Source organism: Neorhizobium sp. P12A, assembly GCF_008365395.1.
Taxonomy (GTDB): Bacteria; Pseudomonadota; Alphaproteobacteria; order Rhizobiales; family Rhizobiaceae; genus Rhizobium.
This window is the reverse complement of the sequence record NZ_QOVX01000001.1, coordinates 427,230-445,789: the sequence shown is the minus strand read 5'-3', so window position 1 is coordinate 445,789 and position 18,560 is coordinate 427,230. Positions and strand designations below refer to the sequence as shown.

The following is an 18,560-nucleotide window of genomic DNA, read 5'->3' as shown; positions in this document are numbered from 1 at the left end:
GAAGTGGGAAACGGCCGAAAGAGGCGTCAGTTATCGAGCTTCAGTCCGTATTGCAGGAACATCTGCTTCTGCCGTCCGTCTGCGATCAGCCGGTTGAGCGCAGCCTGCATCTTGCCGAGCAACTCGTCGGGGAAATCCTTCTGGCAGGAGATGCCCATCGGCTGGCTTGAAAGCAATGTGACAGCCTCGATAGGCTGACCTTCCTGCTGCAGCTTCTGGAAGTAGAATTCCGATATCGGCATGAGGTCGATGCGATCGCTGACGAGCTTCTTCATCGTCGACTTGAAGTCTGCAGCAACATCGATCTTCGGAAAGTTCGCCTGGCGGAGCAAGGTTTCCGTGTAGTCCTGCCGCCATGTGCCGACCACATATTTACGGGCCTCGTCGAGATCCTCCGCCTGAACGTCGGATCCCGTGTGCTTGATCAGGATGTTGTGATCTATCAGCAGTGGCTCGACCCATTTGAAGAGTTTGTCGCGTTCGGCATTGTGGGCCGTGACAAAGGCGCAGGTGAAGGGGGTTGTCTGCGCTAAGGTGTAGGCGCGCGCCCAGGGCATCACGTCGATCGTATACGGCGTGCCGATATCGGCCATGATGGCGTTGATCTCGTCGATGGTCGCGCCCTTGATGTCCTTTCCGTCCCTGTAGGCGAAGGGCGGATAATCTTCGGTGATGAAGCTGATGGTCTCCGCATGGGCGATCGAGGCCAGTCCCCAAAAGACGAGAAAAAGGAGCTTGCGCATGGGATTTCTCCTCTCCGCTCATCCGCGGTCAAATGGCGTGCGCTACCGGACCGGTTTCCTGATGCGACAGCTTGTTCAAGGTTTCCAGCAAAATGTCAGGGTGTTGCGGGCGATGGAAAAGATAGCCCTGCCCATGATCGAGGCCCATGGCGCGTAACGTCGCGCATTCGTCTTCGGTCTCGATGCCCTCGGCAATGACGGTGCAATTCATCTTGTGCGACAGCGTCGTGATGCTTTCGACCAGCATGCGGCTCTTGCGGCGGACGTCCACCGACGCGTCGTTGACTGCACGGGTAAAGGACTGATCGATCTTGATGATATTGACCGGGAAGCGGTTGATATAGCTCAGCGAGGAATAGCCGGTGCCGAAGTCGTCGAGTGCGATACGGCAGCCGAAGCGGCAGATCTCATTGATGATGGTGCGGATTTCCGGATTGTCGTCCATCAGCACCGCCTCCGTGATTTCGACCACGACCCGCTCCGGACGGATATCGTAGCGCGAGAGCAGACCGGCAATGCGCATCGGCAGGCCGGGTTCGAACTGGAGCGGCGAGAAATTGATGGCGATATAGGTGTTCTGCATGCCGTCGATGCGGGAAATCCGGGCAAGATTGGCAATCGCCTTTTCCATGATGCGGTTGCCAATGCGGATGATGGAGCCGGTTTCCTCGGCGACGTCGATGATGTCGGCTGGCGGCAGGACGCCTTTGTGCGGATGATGAAGGCGCATCAGCGCTTCGAAGCCGGCGATGGACCGATCCTCGATATTGACGATCGGCTGCAGATGGGCTTCGAACCAGTCTTCGTTGAGACCGTTCTCGATATAGCTTTCGAATTCGGCGCGGCGACGGGAATCGTCCATCATGCTGTTGTCGAATATCTGCGCACCGTTCTTGCCATCGCGCTTCTTCGCGTACATCGCCATGTCGGACTTCAGCAGCAGCTCGGATGCGTTGGCTGCCTGCCGCGGATAGATCGCGATGCCGATGCTGGCGCTGAGGCGCGCATCGCCGACAAAGGGTGCGTGGAAGATTTCGGAGATGAGGGCCGACATTTCGATCGCCCTGGCTTCGGCATCCTCGGCCAAGAGTAGGACGGCGAATTCATCGCCTCCAAGGCGGGCCGCGATGTCGCCGGGCGACATACGCGACTGGAGGCGCGAGACGAGTTCACACAATGCTTCGTCGCCAGCCGCGTGGCCGAGATTGTCGTTGATCCATTTGAAGCGATCGAGGTCGATGAACAGGCAGGCGAGTTCGCGCTTGCGCAGATCGGCTTCATTGATCTTCGCATCGAGTGCGGTCTCGAAGCCCTGGCGATTGAGAAGGCCGGTCAGATGGTCGGTGATCGCCTGTCGCAGGTTGCGGTCTTCGGACTGCTTCAGGTCGGTAACGTCGGTCATGACCGAAAGCGCCAGACCGTCCTGGGTGGCCGTCGATTCAAGGATGAGCACATCCATGACCCGCTCATCCTTGCAGGAGAATTTCACGGTCACATCGAGCCGGGCAGCGTTGTCGCTGCGGTTTACCTTGCGCCGTCCGTATTTTTCGCGGGACTCCGGCAGGATCAGGCTCTCGAACTTACGGCCGATGACATCGGTCCGAGCGTAGCCCGTGGCGGCCAGCCAATAGTCGCTGACGGCGGCGATACCGTCATCGCAGTCCAGAGAGAAGAGCATTGCCGGGGTGAGATTATAGGTATCCGTCGCGCGGCGATGCGCGAGCTTCAGCTCGGTTTCCTCTCGCGCCAGCTTGATCTGCATTTCGTTGAAGCTTTGGGCGAGGCGCCCCATTTCGTCGTTCGATTGCCAGTCGACGTGATGGCGCGAGCCGAGCTGGCGCGTTGCCTCGATGGCATGGGTCAGCCGCATCAACGGCTGGATGACGAATATGCGATTGCCGATCAGCGCGGTGCCGAAAACAGTCAGCACGGCGAAGATGAAAATCGAGATGAAGACGATTTCCTCATGCTTCAGGCCGTCGAACAGACCGAGCTTGGGATAATAGACGGTGATCGCGCCGAGATTTTTGGTGCCGTCGACCGTTGTGTAGACGATCGAGTGGGAGATCGATTCCAGTTCGCCCTTGTAGGATTTGGGAATTGTCGACTGCGTGACGTCGAGCTGTCCGGAAATATCGCGGACATTGACCCTGACCACTGCTCCCTCGGCGACCGTCGTGGCGCTGATCTGGGTGACGCTATCCTCGTCGAGGTCCCACAGCGGCTTGGCGAGCGCCTGGGCGTTGGCCACGAGCAGGACCGAAATATGGTCCTTTATTTCCTTTTCGGCGCGCTCGGACGAAAGAAACAGGAACAACACAAAAAGCGGCGCGACAAATACGAGAAGCGCACCGCAAACGATTGCAAAAAACCTGTTCTCCACGGAGTTGTTCATCGTTCCGCTTCTTTCCGGGATCGTAGAAACATCATCCTGTCACCGTCGAGGAGGAAGTGTTTCTACAACTTCCGGCGTAAGCTTTCATGAATCCGTTAAATGTTGCTGAAACGTCTCGGTTAACATTCTGCAATGCCTCGCAAGCATCAGAAATGGAACGCTTTTACTTGTGCAGACGATTTTTGCGCCAAATAAAAAACCCGCCATCCCAAAGGGAAGGCGGGTCTGACTGCGGAAAGGCAAATATGCCGAAGCTTAAGCTTCGCCGCCTTCGCTCGTTTCTTCTTCCTGGGCGCCGCCAGCCGGAGCAACGATCGTCGCGATCGTGAAGTCGCGCTCAGTGATCGTGGGCGTAACGCCCTTCGGCAGGGTCACATGCGAGATGTGGATGCTGTCGCCAATCTTGTGGCCGGAGAGGTCGATCGTGAAGGCTTCCGGGATCGCATCGGCCGGGCAATGGACTTCGACTTCGTGGCGAACGATGTTCAGTACACCGCCAGCCTTGAGGCCCGGGGACTTGTCCTCGTTTGCGAAGTGAACCGGGATTTCGACCGTAACCTGCGTGTTGCCGGATACGCGGAGGAAGTCCACATGCATCGTGAAGTCGCGGACCGGATCGAGCTGGTAGTCCTTCGGCAGAACCTTGTACTTCTTGCCGTCGACTTCGATCGTCGCGATGGTGGTCATGAAACCACCAGCATGAATGCGCTTCGTCACCTCATTGGTGTTGAGAGCGATAGAAATGGGGGCCTGCTTGTCACCATAGATGACAGCGGGAATCAAACCGTTGCGGCGAAGTTCACGGGCGGACCCCTTACCAACCCGTTCGCGCGCCTCGGCCTTGAGCTCGTAAGTTTCCTGGCTCATGGCTATTCCTTTCGAGGTTATTTGGAGAGCTTGCCCGCCTGCGGCATGCCGCATAAGGGGTAAGCTGGAGGAGGGCGAGCCCTGCCTCGTCCGCGTTGCCTCCAAGGGTGTCTACACGGACGCGTGGCCTATAATACAATGGCCGGGGAAACGCAAGTTTGTACGATGCAGCCCCGCAATGGGCCAAAATGGATTCTGGATACAACTTTTTGTGATCAAAGGTTGAAAATTTCAGTCGACGATTGTCCGCCTAGAGGAAGTTTTAAGCATCAAATTTGAAATATTACGAAATTAACGGATAGTACCATTCGCAGTGTCTATAGAGGACCCGTCAAAATTCGCGGTTTCTCTTCATGCTCAAGATCATTTCCTGCATCGCCGTTCAACATAGCCATTCCCACCTACTGTTTGCCAGCTGTATCTGCATCCTAGGCTCGCTGCTGACGATGCGGCTTTTCGGTCGGGTGCGCCGGACGCATGGGCTGCAGAGGTCCAACTGGATCTTCCTTACCGGTTTCGTCGGCGGAGCAATGATCTGGACCACGCATTTCATAGCGATGCTCGGCTACCAGACTCCGGTCATCAACGGCTACGATCCGACGCTGACGCTCGCTTCGCTGCTCTTGAGCATTGCGGTCACCGTCATTGGCTTCACAATCGCAGGATTGAGCCCAAGGGGCGCCCTGATCGAGGCGGGCGGAGCAATCGTCGGTCTCGGCATCGTCGTCATGCATTATACCGGCATCGCCGCCTACCGGGCGACCGGCGAGCTGCAATGGGATCACTCCTATGTGCTGGCTTCGGTGATCTTCGGCGCTTTCTTCGGCGGTCTTGCGACCAACCGGGTCTCGCGTCCGATCACCCGTTTCTGCAAGCATAGCGGGGCATTGGCATTGGTCCTTGCCATCGTACTGACACACTTCACCGGCATGGCCGGCCTTACGATTTCGCCCGACCCGGCGATGGAGATACAGCGGGAGATCATTTCGGCCAACATCATGACGGGCATCATCTGCGTTGTCATGTTGATCATTCTGCTGCTCGGCGCCTCGACCTATATTATCGACATGCAGTCGAACCAGGCGGCGGTGGAACGCTATCGGCATCTGTCCCTGCACGATCCGCTGACCAACCTTCCGAACCGGACGGCCTTCAACGAGCATCTTACGGGGCTGATCGAGCGCGCGAACGAGATCAAGAGCCAGATTGCGGTGCTCAGCTTCGATCTCGACCGTTTCAAGGAGATCAATGACGTCCACGGCCATTCGGCCGGCGATGCCGTCCTGCGGATCGTGGCGGAGCGCCTTGGAACCATCATGCAGAAGGGCGAATTCGTCGCTCGTATCGGTGGCGACGAATTCGTGGCTGTCCTGTTCGATTATTTCGTCCGTGCCGACGTCCGGGCGATGGCGCAGCGGGTGCTTGATGAGCTCAGCAAGCCGATCGCCTGGAATGACCAGGTTCTCTTCATCGGCTCCAGCGTCGGGATATCGACCTTTCCCCGCAACGCCACCAATATCGACGATCTGTTGTCTCAGGCCGACGTTGCCATGTATCGCGCAAAGACGACTGCGACGAACACGATCTGCTTCTACGATCCGTCGATGGACCAGGCGGCAAGAGAGCGCAATGCGCTTGCCATCGAAATGCGCGAAGGCATCGAAAAGGGCGAGTTCGAGCTGTTCTATCAGCAGCAGAATGACACGGTTACCCGCAGGATAGTCGGATTCGAAGTATTGCTGCGCTGGCATCACCCAGTGCGGGGCATGATCCCACCAAGCGAATTCATTCCGATCGCGGAAAAGACCGGCTTCATCCTGGAACTTGGTGAGTGGGTCCTGCGCGCGGCCTGTGCGGAGGCGGCGACCTGGAAACAGCCTTTGCGGATCGCCGTCAATGTCGCGCCGCAGCAGCTTGCAGACAACAGGCTGCCGCAGGTGGTGCATCAGATCCTCTTGGAAACCGGCCTTTCCGCCTCTCGTCTCGAACTCGAGATCACCGAATCCAGCATCATCGCAAACCATCAACATGCCCTGCATGTGATCCGCCAGTTGAAGAAGCTTGGGGTCAAGGTGGCGATGGACGATTACGGCACCGGCTATTCGTCACTGTCGACGCTGCAGAGCTTCCCCTTCGACAAGATCAAGATCGACCGCGCGTTTGTCGATGGCGTCGTCTCCAGCAAGCAGTCTGCTGCCATCGTTCGTTCGACACTCATTCTTGCCGCCAGCCTCGACATTCCCGTTCTGGCCGAGGGGGTGGAGCGCGAGGAGCACATGGATTTCCTGCGCCGGGAAGGATGCCTGCAAGTTCAGGGCTTTCTCTTCGGCAAGCCGATGCCACGCTCCGGCATCGAAAACTTCGTCAATGCGCCCAACGTAGCGGTTGCGACAACAGACGAGCAAGCGTCGCCGCCCACGCCGGAAGAACCCGGCAACGCCGCGGCCGCCTGATTCACCTAAACTTGTCGTTTCCTTTCAAACGCATGGGTTGACATTGAGCCCGCGCCTCTTCCACAGTCGCATCATGCGTAACGGGAGAGTCAGATGGTGCGTCCTCAAATCATCGTCGTCGCGGGAATGTTCGTTTTCGGTCTCGCAGGTGTCTCCCAGGCTGCTGAAATCAGCGAGCAGGGCGCCCGCGAGCTTAGAAACGCCATCAATCACGCTTTCTCGCAGGATCTCGTAAAAAGCGGCTTCATACGTGTGAAGCCCGCCGAGAACGCCTATGAAGTCACCTTCGATGTGGGGCAGTTTCTCGACAAGGTCAGTTCGTCCGATTTCTCGATTACCGGGCTGAAGCCCCAGATGTACCTGGTCGCACCGCTTGCGAACGGCCTCTGGAATATCGAGCAGAACAACGATGGCATCAATCTGACGATGCATTCGAAGTTCGGGCCGGAGCCGGCGACTGACATGACCGCCTCGCTGGGTCCTTCGACCTATAGTGGCGTCTTCGATCCCGAGATCAGCTATCTTCGCTCGGCCAATTTCTCCGGGAAGGACTTCAAGTCGTCCTCTGTAACCGGCGCTCAGGCGACGGAGATGACTGCGGGCGCAATAAATTCGACGCTGGCGACCATAGACAGCGGCGAGGGCCATAAGGTCGATTTTCATATCAGCAGCAACATGTCGTCGCTCTACAACAAGGTTGTTGCCCCGAATCTGGCCGGTTTTGAATTTCGCTCTGACTCAATGGGCGTCGAAGCGTCCGCAACAGGTGTCCCGGTCATCGAGGTGCGCGATCTGTTGCGTTTCCTCTTTCAACATATCAAGGCGAAGACTCTTTCCAAAAAGGGTAGCGACCGCTTCAAGGAGTTGGTGCGCGGCGCGTTGCCGGTCTTCAATCACTTTCAAGAGTCTGTCGATGCTCAAGGCGTGACTGTAACGACCGAGAAAGGAAACGCCGGGATCAAGAGGCTGAATTATTCCTTCCAGATGGATGGTATAACCAAGGCGTCACGCATCGATTTCGGCGTCCGGGCACAGGACTTCACGCTCGCGGATGGGCTTGTGCCTGCGATTTATGCTCCGCTCGTTCCGAGTGCTGCGGAACTTCAGTTCGGTATTCCGAACATGAATTTCGCCGATGCCGTCGACCTTGCGTTGCATGCCGATTTTTCCAAGGCTTCGCCGCTCTCGAAGGAGGACAGCGACAAGATCGGGCAGATCATATTCCCCGGCCAAAACCTGATGATCGACATGCCCAAGCTGAGCGCGATTTCATCCGTCTATGATGTCGAGGTATCCGGCAAGCTGCTAGCGAATTTGAAGGAAAAAAATCACTTCTCGATGCAGGCTTCGATCCTTGCGCGCGACTACGACAAGACGATTTCCTTCATCCAGAATGTGGCCAAGACCGATCCTGAGCTCAATAAGGTATCCTTCAGCCTGATGGCGGCCAAGGGGTTTGCCAAGACTGATCCCGATGGCCGTCAGCGCTGGGACATCACCGTGGCCGAAGACGGCACTTTTACCATCAACGGCCAAGTGATGAAAATACCGGCAGCGCCGTCCGGTCCCACCGGGACTCCCTGATCCGCTCTTAAAAGCGGGTTTTGCAGCATCGCTGGTTGCGCAGTCGCTAAATTATGACCGGCGCTGCGACTTTTATATTTGCAACAGATGCCGTTGCGAGACACAATCCGCATCGTGCTTTGGGAGGAGCCGATGCTGACCGATAGAGCGCACGCCGAGCGTGTCTACGCAAGTGCGCAGCAGAAATCCGCAGCCGCCAGTTCTCCGATCGTTGCGTCCTGGTGCCGCTGCATGACCGAGTACATGCTGGCACCAGAGGAGCAGCGCTCGCCGTTGCGGCTGACGGAACAGGAATTCCGCGAGGCGAGGGAGCAATCCACCCGTCTGATCGCAGACGCTGCCGACGAACTCGATCGGCTGTTCCTGACTGTCGGCAAGGCCGGCTGCTGCCTGCTTCTTACCGATGGGAATGGTGTCGCATTGGATCGCCGCGGCGCCGTCACCGACGACAAGGATTTCTACAGGCTCGGGCTCTGGCCGGGGTCGATCTGGAGCGAAGCAAGCATCGGCACCAACGGCATCGGCACGGCGCTTGCCGATGGGCGGCCGGTAGCGGTTTTCCGGGACCAGCATTTTCTTTCGTCTAACATTCGTCTCAGCTGCACGACGGCGCCGATCCGGGATCATCGCGGCCAGCTTGCTGCGGCGCTGGATATTTCCACTTGTCGCGAAGACGTCAACGAGATGGGTCTTGCGATCCTTTCACAAGCGGTGCGGGATGCGGCACTCCGCATCGAGACCAATCTTTTTCGCAGCGCCTTTCCCGGTGCGCGTTTCGTCATGGTGCCGGCAGGCGCCAACCCAACCGCTGCTCTTCTTGCCGTGGACAAGGATGATCTTGTGCTCGGTGCAACGAGGGCTGCTCGCATAGCGCTCAAGCTCGACGATGCCCGCATTGCGGCAGGATTGCCGGCGGCCGATGCACTGCATGAAAGCCGCAGCGACGATGGGTCGGATTTGTTGGAGGCGGAGCGGGCGGCGCTGCGGCGCGTGCTGTCGCGCGCCAACGGCAATGTCTCGCAGGCGGCAATGCTGCTCGGAATCAGCCGCGCGACCATGCATCGGAAGATGAAGAAGTTCGCGGTCCACTAGGAAAATACGTCGTTATTAGCGCCCTCGAATCCTCGTCAGTGTGACGCTGGGCATGGGACGTTATTCCTTGCTTCCATCCTGTCGCACAAGTGAAACACTGTGCACTGCGGTATGGATTTGTAGCCCTATGTAATACCGCAAAGCCGCGACAGATTTGCCCCCATTGGTTCGCCTCGGACCATTTCATCATGGGAGGATGACATGCTGCATCAGAAAGTCGTCGAGTCGCCGTTCAAGCTGAAATATGGCAACTATATTGGCGGTGAATGGCGCGAGCCGATCTCGGGCAAATATTTCGAAAACGTCACGCCCGTCACAGGCGGCAAGCTTTGCGACATTCCCCGTTCCGATGAGAAAGACATCAACGCAGCCCTCGACGCTGCCCACGCCGCAAAGGAAAAGTGGGGCCAGACCTCGACGACCGAGCGCTGCAATATCCTGATGAAGATCGCCCAGCGGATGGAGGACAAGCTGGAGCTGCTTGCGCAGGCCGAGACCTGGGACAATGGCAAGCCAATCCGCGAAACGATGGCTGCCGATATTCCGCTCGCGATCGACCACTTTCGTTATTTTGCAGCCTGCATCCGCGCGCAGGAAGGTTCGATCGGTGAAATCGACCATGACACGATCGCCTATCATTTCCACGAGCCGCTCGGCGTGGTCGGGCAGATCATTCCGTGGAACTTCCCGATCCTGATGGCCACATGGAAGCTGGCGCCGGCACTTGCCGCCGGCAACTGCGTCGTCATCAAGCCGGCCGAACAGACGCCGGCCTCGATCTTGCTCTGGGCGGAGCTCGTCGGCGACCTGCTGCCACCGGGCGTCTTGAACATCGTCAACGGCTTCGGCCTCGAGGCCGGCAAGCCGCTGGCCTCCAGCCCGCGTATCGCCAAAATCGCCTTTACCGGCGAAACGACGACAGGTCGGATGATCATGCAATATGCCAGCCAGAACCTGATCCCCGTCACCCTGGAGTTGGGCGGAAAGTCGCCGAACATCTTCTTCGACGACGTGATGGCAGCGGATGACGATTTCCTCGACAAATCGCTCGAAGGCTTTGCCATGTTTGCCCTCAACCAGGGCGAAGTCTGCACATGCCCCAGCCGCGCTCTTATCCAGGAATCCATCTATGACCGGTTCATGGAGAAGGCCGTAAAGCGCGTGGAAGCGATCAAGCAGGGCAACCCGCTCGATCCGGCAACGATGATCGGCGCCCAGGCATCCAGCGAGCAGCTGGAAAAGATCTTGTCTTACCTCGATATCGGCAAGCAGGAAGGCGCGCAGGTACTGACCGGCGGTTCGCGCAACGATCTCGGCGGCGAGCTGGCGAGCGGCTACTACGTCAAGCCGACGATCTTCAAGGGACACAACAAGATGCGCGTGTTCCAGGAAGAAATCTTCGGTCCGGTCGTCTCGGTCACGACCTTCAAGGACGAGAAGGAAGCGCTGGAGATCGCCAACGATACGCTTTACGGCCTCGGGGCCGGTGTCTGGAGCCGTGATGCCAACCGTTGCTATCGCTTCGGCCGTGGCATCCAGGCAGGTCGTGTCTGGACGAATTGCTATCACGCCTATCCGGCCCATGCGGCCTTCGGCGGCTACAAGCAATCCGGCGTCGGCCGCGAGAACCACAAGATGATGCTCGATCACTACCAGCAGACCAAGAACATGCTGGTAAGCTACAGCCCGAAGGCGCTCGGTTTCTTCTGAGAGCCCGTAGCGTTATAGTATCCAACTCGCCCACTCCCTCAGCGGGGAGTGGGCATATTTGCCTTAGGAGGCCGTTATGGACTCAGTTGTGAATGGCGAACCGCGGGTTCTTGCCACCGATGTCGCGCTCGATCTCATCCGGGAGATACAGAAGGACTATCCGGATATCCTGTTCCATCAGTCCGGTGGCTGCTGCGACGGGTCTTCCCCCATGTGCTATCCGGCGAACGAGTTCATGATCGGCGATCACGATGTGAAGCTCGGCGAGATTGGCGGAGTGCCGGTCTATATCAGCGGCAGCCAGTTCGAAGTATGGAAGCATACGCAGCTGATCATCGATGTCGTGCCTGGCAGGGGCGGGATGTTCTCGCTCGACAACGGCCGGGAGAAGCGCTTCCTTACCCGCTCGCGCCTTTTCGGAGGCGGCGAGGCCTGCGAAATCCCTTCGGTCGCTCGCGTCTGATCAGCTTTCCGTTCGGCCGCGGGCATGGTTCGTCGCCATGTCGATGAAGGCGCGCAGCTTTGGCTGCGTCTGGGATCGGGCGGGAAAATAGAGGAACAGACCCGGCGATGTCGGCAGATAATCGTCGAGGACGCGTTCGAGACGTCCTTCGGCGATTGCATCGCGCACCGAAAGATTTGCAAGATACGAGAGCCCAGCACCCGACTGCGCCAGCTGCATTAGCAGATCGAAGTCGTTTACGGTGATCGCGCCCGGTACATCCACCGAGAACTCTCGGCCGTCGCGCTCGAACTCCCAGCGGTAGATCGCGCCGGACGCGGGATATCGATAGCGGATCGTCTCGTGATGCGTCAGATCTTCCGGTGTCTCGGGGCGGCCGGCCCGGGCGAAATACCCGGAAGAGCCGACGACGCACCATTTGATTTCAGGCGTCAGGCGAATAGCGATCATATCCTTTTCGATTGCTTCGCCGATGCGGATGCCTGCGTCAAAGCCGCGTTGGGTGATATCGACCGCGGCGTCTTCGACGGATATTTCGACCGATATGTCCGGATAGGCCTCACGAAACCGGGGCAGCAGCGGCATCACGATCAGCGGCAGGGCCATGCGCGGGACGCTGAGCCGCAGATTGCCGACAGGCCGATCGCGGAAATTTGCCAGCATGTCGATCGCGTCGCCAATCTCTTCCGCTGCGGGGCGAAGCCGCTTTACAAGTGCCTCGCCCGCTTCAGTCAGTGCGACACGTCTTGTCGTGCGGACAAAAAGAGGAACGCCGAAGCGCCGTTCGATAGCGCGGATCGATTGGCTGACCGCAGTTGGCGTGACACCGAGGGCTGCGGCAGCGGCGGTAAAGCTGCGATGCTCCGCAACGCTGAGAAATTCCGTCAGGCCATCGAATGGGTCGTCTGGCATGCCATTATGAACTCTTGCTTCATGGCTCTTATAGCTATCACCGATTTCTCAACATAATAAAATGATGCATTTTCTTCCCGAGCCGTACCGGCTGATATCAGCGATGGAGGACGATATGCAGTACAGGACCCTTGGAGAAACCGGCCTTGCCGTTTCACGGCTTGCCTTCGGCGCCATGACGTTTACCGCCGGCGACCGGTCGATCGGCAGCATCTACAAGACCGAGGCTGGTGTCGCCGATCAGCTCATCGGCCAGGCGCTGGATGCGGGCGTCAATTTCTTCGACACTTCCGATGCCTATGCATCCGGACAATCGGAGAGAATATTGGGCGCGGCTCTGAAAGCGCGGCGCAACGATGTTGTCATTGCCACCAAGGTCGGCTTTCGCACAGGGCCGGCGCTTACCCAGGCGGGTCTCTCCCGACGGCATATAGTCTGGTCGGTCGAGGAGAGCCTGAAGCGGCTGGGTAGCGAATGGATTGACGTCTACATCGTCCACAAGGAGGATTCCTATACGCCGCTTGAAGAGACGTTGTCGGCTCTTGACGCGGTCGTTCGCTCCGGCAAGGTCCGCTATATCGGCTTTTCCAATTGGTCCGCCTGGAAGGTCGCGGCAGCCATGGAGATCCAGAAAGCCAATGGGTTGGCCCGTTTCACGCATGGACAGATGCACTATTCGCTGCTCGGCCGCGACGTTGAACGCGATGTCATTCCGATGATGGGACGATATGGTCTCGGCCTGACGGTCTGGAGCCCGCTGGCATCAGGGTTCCTTTCAGGGAAGTACACGCGCGAAAACCTGGCCGATCCCGACAATCGCTATTCCGGCTTCGATATCCTGCCTTTCGACAAGGAGCACGGGTTCCGGCTCGTGGAGCGCATGAAGGCGATCGCGGATGCGCATCGGGCAAGCGTCGCGCAGGTGGCGATCGCCTGGCTTCTCGCCAAGGAGGCCGTCACAAGCGTGTTGCTCGGCGCATCAAAGCCGCATCAGCTTGCAGATAACCTAGGTGCTGCCGATCTTGTCCTCAGCGATGCGGATGTTGCCGCACTCGATGCAGCGACGCCTCTTTCGCCGGTCTATCCCAACTGGTTTATCGACAATCTGGCCGATGAACCGATGAAAACAGCGTTGGAAAAATAGGTCGAGACAAAAAGACCGGCGATAGGCCGGTCTTATCAATCGAAGAGGCTGGAAACGGATTCTTCCTGGCTCGTGCGGTTGATCGCTTCGCCGATCAGATTGGCTGCGCTGACGACGCGGATATTGTGGGCCGAAAGAACGGCCGTCGTCGGCTGGATGGAGTCGGTGATGACAAGTTCGCGCAGCTTGGAGGAGGTGACGCGCGTGACTGCGCCGCCCGAGAGAACGCCGTGCGTAATATAGGCCGTGACGCTCGATGCACCCTTGGCAAGCAGGGCCTCGGCTGCGTTGACGAGCGTGCCACCTGAATCGACGATGTCGTCGATCAGCAGACAGTCCTTGCCCTCGACATCGCCGATGATGTTCATCACTTCCGATTCGCCCGGCCGGTCGCGACGCTTGTCGACGATCGCCAGCAGGCAATCGAGGCGCTTGGCGAGGGCGCGGGCGCGCACGACACCGCCGACGTCGGGCGATACGACCGTGACGTTCTTCTGGTCGTAATTGGCCTTGATGTCGCGGGTGAGCACCGGCAGCGCGAAGAGGTTGTCGGTCGGGATATCGAAGAAGCCCTGGATCTGGCCCGCATGCAGGTCGAGTGTCAGGACGCGGTCAGCGCCAGCCTCGGTGATCAGGTTGGCGACCAGCTTGGCCGAGATCGGCGTACGGCCGGATGCACGACGATCCTGGCGGGCATAACCGAAATAGGGGATGACAGCGGTGATGCGCCGGGCAGAGGACCGCCGCATCGCGTCGATCATGATCAGCAGTTCCATCAGATGGTCATTGGCCGGAAACGATGTCGGCTGAACGACGAAGACGTCTTCACCCCGGACATTTTCCTGAATTTCTACGAAAATTTCCTGATCAGCAAAGCGCCGGACGGTGGCCCTGCCCAAGGGAACATTGAGATAATTGCAGATCGCCTCGGCAAGCTGCCGGTTCGAATTCCCTGCGAAAACCTTCATCTTGGTCCGCCTATTTCCGATTTAATAGCCGCGCTTTTACCCAGCTTGCACTCGAATGCAAGGGGTTAACGCCTTCGTTCTTTAACATTTCTGTAAAGAGGCGGGACTATCCACCGCGTGTGGTGCGCCAGGAGTTAAATTCCGCGATGGTTTTCGAGGCAATTTGCTGCATCACGGATGGGGGAACCGCGGTCCAGGGATCGCCACCCTTCAGGGGTACGCTCTCGTTGCCCTGGATGCGATGGAGCCGCGCGCCGCTATTGTCGAGCACGTCCCAGACATAGGTGACCGTTATGGCCGGGCCGTCCTGGAAGGCCGAGAGATAGCCCTTCAGGATGTAACTGCTGCTGTTGTCCGTCGAACTCTTGATCGTCAGACCATGGGAGCGGGCCTCAGCGCCGAGCTGGCGCGACAGGGGCGTGACGGCCTGAACGGGGGCGCCGATGATCGGCAAAAAGCGGATGCTGCCGTCATCGGAGGAAGAGCTGGGTGGCAGCGATGCCTGCTGCTGCTGCTCTTCCTGCTGCGGCTGATCCTGTGCCTGATCTTGAGGCTGACCCTGAACGGGCGCTTGGTCGTTCAGCCGGCGGTCGGCTTCTTCCTGCTCGTTACTGGGATATGACTGCTGGTCGCTGCGGGCAGAATATTGAGGCCGGCCGTCTTCAAGGGGTCTCGATGCAACCGGATTATTGCCGCCGTTTCTCAGCGCATCGGCCTGGCTGTCGAGGGTCGAAGAGGACGAGCCCTGGTAACCCTGCTGGTCGTAGCTGGAATGGTAGCTGTCCTGCGTCTCCGAGCCGTAGACCGGCTGTACGGGGGCTGCCGCCATGCGCATCGTATCGCGCTGGGTGACCGGAGAGGAATTGAAGGAGGACGAACCATCGCCGACATCGACCTGCGGCGTCAGCGCATCAGTTGTGTTGCAGGCGGCAAGCAGGAAACAGAGCAAGACGCTTGCCGTTGCTGTTCTGACCACTCCCATCGCCCAGACCCGCCTTTCCTCGCGCCGTTATCGAATTGCCAGAAGCCGGCAATTGCTATCGTGCGAGGCAGTCTACGGTATCACCGGTTAAGAAAGTCGAGCGAATGGCGAGAAAGTGCCCTGGGTGCATCCGATGTCGTCAGATAGGTCTGGCCGAGCGTCATGGCGGTGCCGGTGTCGGAGTCCATGATGATCATGTGCACGAACAGCGACATGCCCGGCTCGATTTCCTGCGGATTGCCGGCGTGGAACATCTGGTGCTCCATCCAGGAAGGGGAGAAGCGGGCGCCGAGCGAATAGCCGCAGGCATTCAGTCGATGGCGGGCAAGACCGCGTTCGTCCATGATCTTGGCATGCATATCGAAGACATCGCCGAAGACATGTCCCGGCCTCAGGACGGTTTCGATCGCCTGGATGTTTTCGAGGCACGCGCTGTAGAGTTCGCGATGGCGGTGCGACGGCTCTCCGACTACCACGGTGCGCATCATCGCCGCATGGTAATGGACATAGGCGCCCGCCCATTCCAGCGTGATCTGGTCATTGGCATCCAGCTTACGACGCCCCGCCTTGTAGCGGCAGAGGAGGGCATCGACACCGGAGCCGATGATATATTCATTGGCGGGATAATCGCCGCCGCCGGAAAATACCGCACCCTGCATGGCGGCAAGGATGTCGGCTTCGTCGGCACCGGGTTTGATCAGCGCAAGGGCTGCATCAAGCGCATCGTCTGCAAGGGCGGCGGCACGCTCAATATAGGCGATTTCCGTCGGGCTCTTGAGCAGCCGGAGACCGCTGACGAGATAGGAAGCGTCGACGATCTGGCCGAAGGCTGCAAGCTGGCTGTCGAGAAGGCGGGCGACACGACCGGTCATGCCGTGGGTGTCGTATTCGACCCCGATGCGGGCGCCGAGCAAGTCCATTTCAATGAGCAGGTTCTTCAGATCCAGCGTCGGGTCCGCGTTGACGCGGTCAACCCAGATATGGATGTCGTCGATGATGGATGTCTGGCGCGCCTGGCGAAGATCGGCGGACCGCGTCAGCAGCGCCATAGTGCCGTCTGCCTTGACGACCAGTGTCTGAAAGAAGCAATAGCCGAACGTGTCATAGCCGGTCAGCCAGAACATGCTCTCCTGCGCGAAGAGCAGCATCGCATCCAGTTTCTCTTCCTGCATCTTCGCCGTAAGACGGGCCAGGCGGTCGGAAAATTCGCTCCGTTCGAAATGCAGTGTCATTTAGAAAGTATCCTCAATTGCGATGGCGGAAACCTGCCGCCCGTAGTCGGGCTCCTTGGCATGGGTCGTCCGGCGATAGGAAAAGAAACGCTCTTTATCGGGATAGGTGCAGAGGTTGAGGCTTTCGGCCTTGACGCCGGCGGCGCGCAGGCGGTCGACCGTCAGGGCCTGAAGGTCGAACATGGCGTGCCCCGGTCGCTCCGAGGGTATGAAATATCGCTCGTAGCTCGGGTCATAGGTGACAAAGCGTTCCACGAATTCCGGGCCGACCTCGTAATTTTCCTGGCTGATGGAGGGGCCGAGGCAGGCGGTGATTGCCTCGCGCCTGGCGCCAAGCGCGGTCATCGCCGATATCGTGTTTTCCAGAACGCCGGTCAGGGCGCCTTTCCAGCCGGCATGGGCAGCACCGATCACGCGGTTCTCGGCATCGGCAAAGAGGATCGGGCCGCAATCGGCAGCGAGCACGCCAAGCGCGATGCCCGGCGTCGCCGTGACCATGGCATCGGCCTGGGGCCGCGTGCCGTCGTAGTCTCCGTTGATGGTAATGACATCGGGCGAATGGATCTGATGGACAGTCGCCAGTTTTTCGACCGGCAAGCCGAACCAGCCGGCGACACGCCGGCGATTCTCATCGACCTTTTCGCGATCGTCATTCGAGCCGAGGCCGACGTTCAATCCACGATAAATGCCCTCGGAGACACCGCCGTCGCGGGTGAAATAGCCATGGCGAATGCTGCTGCCGGAGGTTTCGTTCAGCAGCCTGCTTTCGATCGGAGTCGGCAAGGCTTCGTCCTTCATTATTTGCACGAGGTCTGTGGTAGCAGGGGTTCCTGTGGCCGCGTCCATGACGCGCATCGATCGGGCCGGATGTTGGCCCAGCGATGCGCGCTCTGTCAATCCACCGGGCGGAAAGGCATGAGATCGATATTGGTGCCCGATACGGCGAGCACCTTGAAAAGCTCGCCCATCCGGCCTTCGCCAGCGCCTGCAAGGCGATCCACCGCAACCTGGATTGCCTCCTGCACGGTGCGGCTCTGATCTCGGCCGAGGGCAGCACCACGCTCCAGCAGGCCGAGACCGACCAGGAAATCACCCTGATGGACGCAACCGTTGATATGGACTCCTGATGTCTGGGCGGTTTCGGCCAAATGCTGGAAATCGACATGGCTCGTCAGGTCGGCTTCGCCCGGATGTTCCAGCGGTGGATCGTATTCATGCATGCGCACGGCCTGCAACGTATCGCCAAAGCCGGTGACCATATGACCATAGTCGATAATGAGCGCCGTTCCGCCCTGATCGATCACCCGATCGCAGATGGCGGACATGACCGCCTGCCTTGCGGGCGCGATCTCGAACACGGTGCCGAGCGGCAGCTTCTGCGAGGTTTCCGGCAGGAAAGCGGGGTCGATGCCGGCGACGCCGGCCGCAAAGGTCAGTTCTTCCTCGATATCCAGCCCGATCATCCGTTCGCGAAAACCGGTCGCGGTTCGGACGAACTGGCGGATCGGGATCGCATCGAAAAGTTCATTTGCGGCGAGCAGCGTAAAGCCCCGCGGCACGGCGTCGAAATCGCTGTGCCAGTTCACTTTGGTGCCGTGCGGCGCGAGCTTTTCCTGCTGGAGTTCACTCAACCGCTCGCTGGTCTCGATGAGATGAACGGTCATGTCATCGTAAAGCGCCGGTGCTAGGCGCTGGATCACGCGCAGCATGTCCGACATCATCGTGCCGCGGCCGGGGCCGATTTCGAGCAGGCGCACATCTGCCGGGCTGCCATGCCTCTGCCAGGCATGGACCATGAAGACGCCGATCATCTCGCCGAAAAGTTGGCTGACTTCCGGCGCCGTGACAAAATCACCGGCGCGGCCAAAAGGCTCACGCGTGCGGTAATAGCCATATTCCGGATCGGCCAGGCATAAAGAGAAGTAGTCTGTCACGCTGATCGGGCCATTGGCGCGGATAATGGCCTTGATCTTTTCCCCCAACGCAGTCGTCATACAATTGCCCCCACGAACAAT

General features: G+C 58.9%; 15 protein-coding genes. 6 read left to right on the top strand and 9 right to left on the bottom strand.

What is annotated here, in order from left to right; all coding sequences use genetic code 11:
- Positions 1-26 precede the first annotated feature (26 nt).
- The 3 genes from DTW90_RS02060 to DTW90_RS02050 form a co-directional block, all read right to left on the bottom strand.
- Complete coding sequence (locus tag DTW90_RS02060; protein WP_149336187.1) at positions 27-743, bottom strand: transporter substrate-binding domain-containing protein; 717 nt, start codon at positions 741-743, stop codon at positions 27-29.
- A gap of 28 nt (positions 744-771) precedes the next feature.
- Complete coding sequence (locus DTW90_RS02055) at positions 772-3,138, bottom strand: EAL domain-containing protein (protein WP_149336186.1); 2,367 nt, start codon at positions 3,136-3,138, stop codon at positions 772-774.
- A gap of 255 nt (positions 3,139-3,393) precedes the next feature.
- Positions 3,394-4,005, bottom strand: a complete 612-nt coding sequence (locus DTW90_RS02050; protein WP_132519410.1) for a 50S ribosomal protein L25/general stress protein Ctc — start codon at positions 4,003-4,005, stop codon at positions 3,394-3,396.
- 353 nt (positions 4,006-4,358) lie between these two features.
- On the opposite strand from DTW90_RS02050, the gene DTW90_RS02045 reads away from it, so the two are divergent.
- The 5 genes from DTW90_RS02045 to DTW90_RS02025 all read left to right on the top strand — a co-directional run bounded on the left by DTW90_RS02045 (position 4,359) and on the right by DTW90_RS02025 (position 11,307).
- Positions 4,359-6,458: a bifunctional diguanylate cyclase/phosphodiesterase gene (locus DTW90_RS02045; RefSeq protein ID WP_149336185.1), complete on the top strand. Its 2,100-nt coding sequence runs from the start codon at positions 4,359-4,361 to the stop codon at positions 6,456-6,458.
- 93 nt (positions 6,459-6,551) lie between these two features.
- Positions 6,552-8,042 (top strand): hypothetical protein, encoded by a 1,491-nt coding sequence (locus DTW90_RS02040; RefSeq protein ID WP_149336184.1) that lies wholly within the window; start codon positions 6,552-6,554, stop codon positions 8,040-8,042.
- Positions 8,043-8,174: 132 nt separating this feature from the next.
- A complete protein-coding gene (locus tag DTW90_RS02035; protein WP_149336183.1) occupies positions 8,175-9,134 on the top strand; it encodes a GAF domain-containing protein in 960 nt (319 codons plus the stop codon).
- A 201-nt stretch (positions 9,135-9,335) separates the two neighbouring features.
- On the top strand, positions 9,336-10,844 hold the full coding sequence (gene adh / locus DTW90_RS02030) for an aldehyde dehydrogenase (RefSeq protein WP_132519422.1): 1,509 nt from the start codon (positions 9,336-9,338) through the stop codon (positions 10,842-10,844).
- Positions 10,845-10,920: 76 nt separating this feature from the next.
- Complete coding sequence (locus DTW90_RS02025) at positions 10,921-11,307, top strand: DUF779 domain-containing protein (protein ID WP_149336182.1); 387 nt, start codon at positions 10,921-10,923, stop codon at positions 11,305-11,307.
- On the opposite strand, the gene DTW90_RS02020 is transcribed toward DTW90_RS02025, so the two are convergent.
- On the bottom strand, positions 11,308-12,219 hold the full coding sequence (locus DTW90_RS02020) for a LysR family transcriptional regulator (protein ID WP_149336181.1): 912 nt from the start codon (positions 12,217-12,219) through the stop codon (positions 11,308-11,310). It abuts the gene before it with no gap.
- Positions 12,220-12,334: 115 nt separating this feature from the next.
- On the opposite strand from DTW90_RS02020, the gene DTW90_RS02015 reads away from it, so the two are divergent.
- Positions 12,335-13,363, top strand: a complete 1,029-nt coding sequence (locus tag DTW90_RS02015; protein ID WP_149336180.1) for an aldo/keto reductase — start codon at positions 12,335-12,337, stop codon at positions 13,361-13,363.
- A 35-nt stretch (positions 13,364-13,398) separates the two neighbouring features.
- Here the strand turns inward: DTW90_RS02015 and DTW90_RS02010 are convergent, their stop codons facing one another.
- The 5 genes from DTW90_RS02010 to DTW90_RS01990 form a co-directional block, all read right to left on the bottom strand.
- Complete coding sequence (locus tag DTW90_RS02010) at positions 13,399-14,331, bottom strand: ribose-phosphate pyrophosphokinase (RefSeq protein WP_132519434.1); 933 nt, start codon at positions 14,329-14,331, stop codon at positions 13,399-13,401.
- Positions 14,332-14,437: 106 nt separating this feature from the next.
- Entirely contained in the window at positions 14,438-15,313 is an 876-nt protein-coding gene (locus tag DTW90_RS02005) for a hypothetical protein (protein WP_149336179.1), read from the bottom strand.
- 80 nt (positions 15,314-15,393) lie between these two features.
- Positions 15,394-16,545, bottom strand: coding sequence for a Xaa-Pro peptidase family protein (locus DTW90_RS02000; protein WP_149336178.1), 1,152 nt, complete (start codon positions 16,543-16,545; stop codon positions 15,394-15,396).
- On the bottom strand, positions 16,546-17,343 hold the full coding sequence (pgeF, locus tag DTW90_RS01995; protein WP_149336177.1) for a peptidoglycan editing factor PgeF: 798 nt from the start codon (positions 17,341-17,343) through the stop codon (positions 16,546-16,548).
- A 95-nt stretch (positions 17,344-17,438) separates the two neighbouring features.
- Positions 17,439-18,539 carry a class I SAM-dependent methyltransferase gene (locus tag DTW90_RS01990; protein ID WP_132519443.1) on the bottom strand — a complete coding sequence of 367 codons (1,101 nt, stop codon included), beginning with the start codon at positions 18,537-18,539 and terminating at the stop codon, positions 17,439-17,441.
- Positions 18,540-18,560 lie beyond the last annotated feature (21 nt).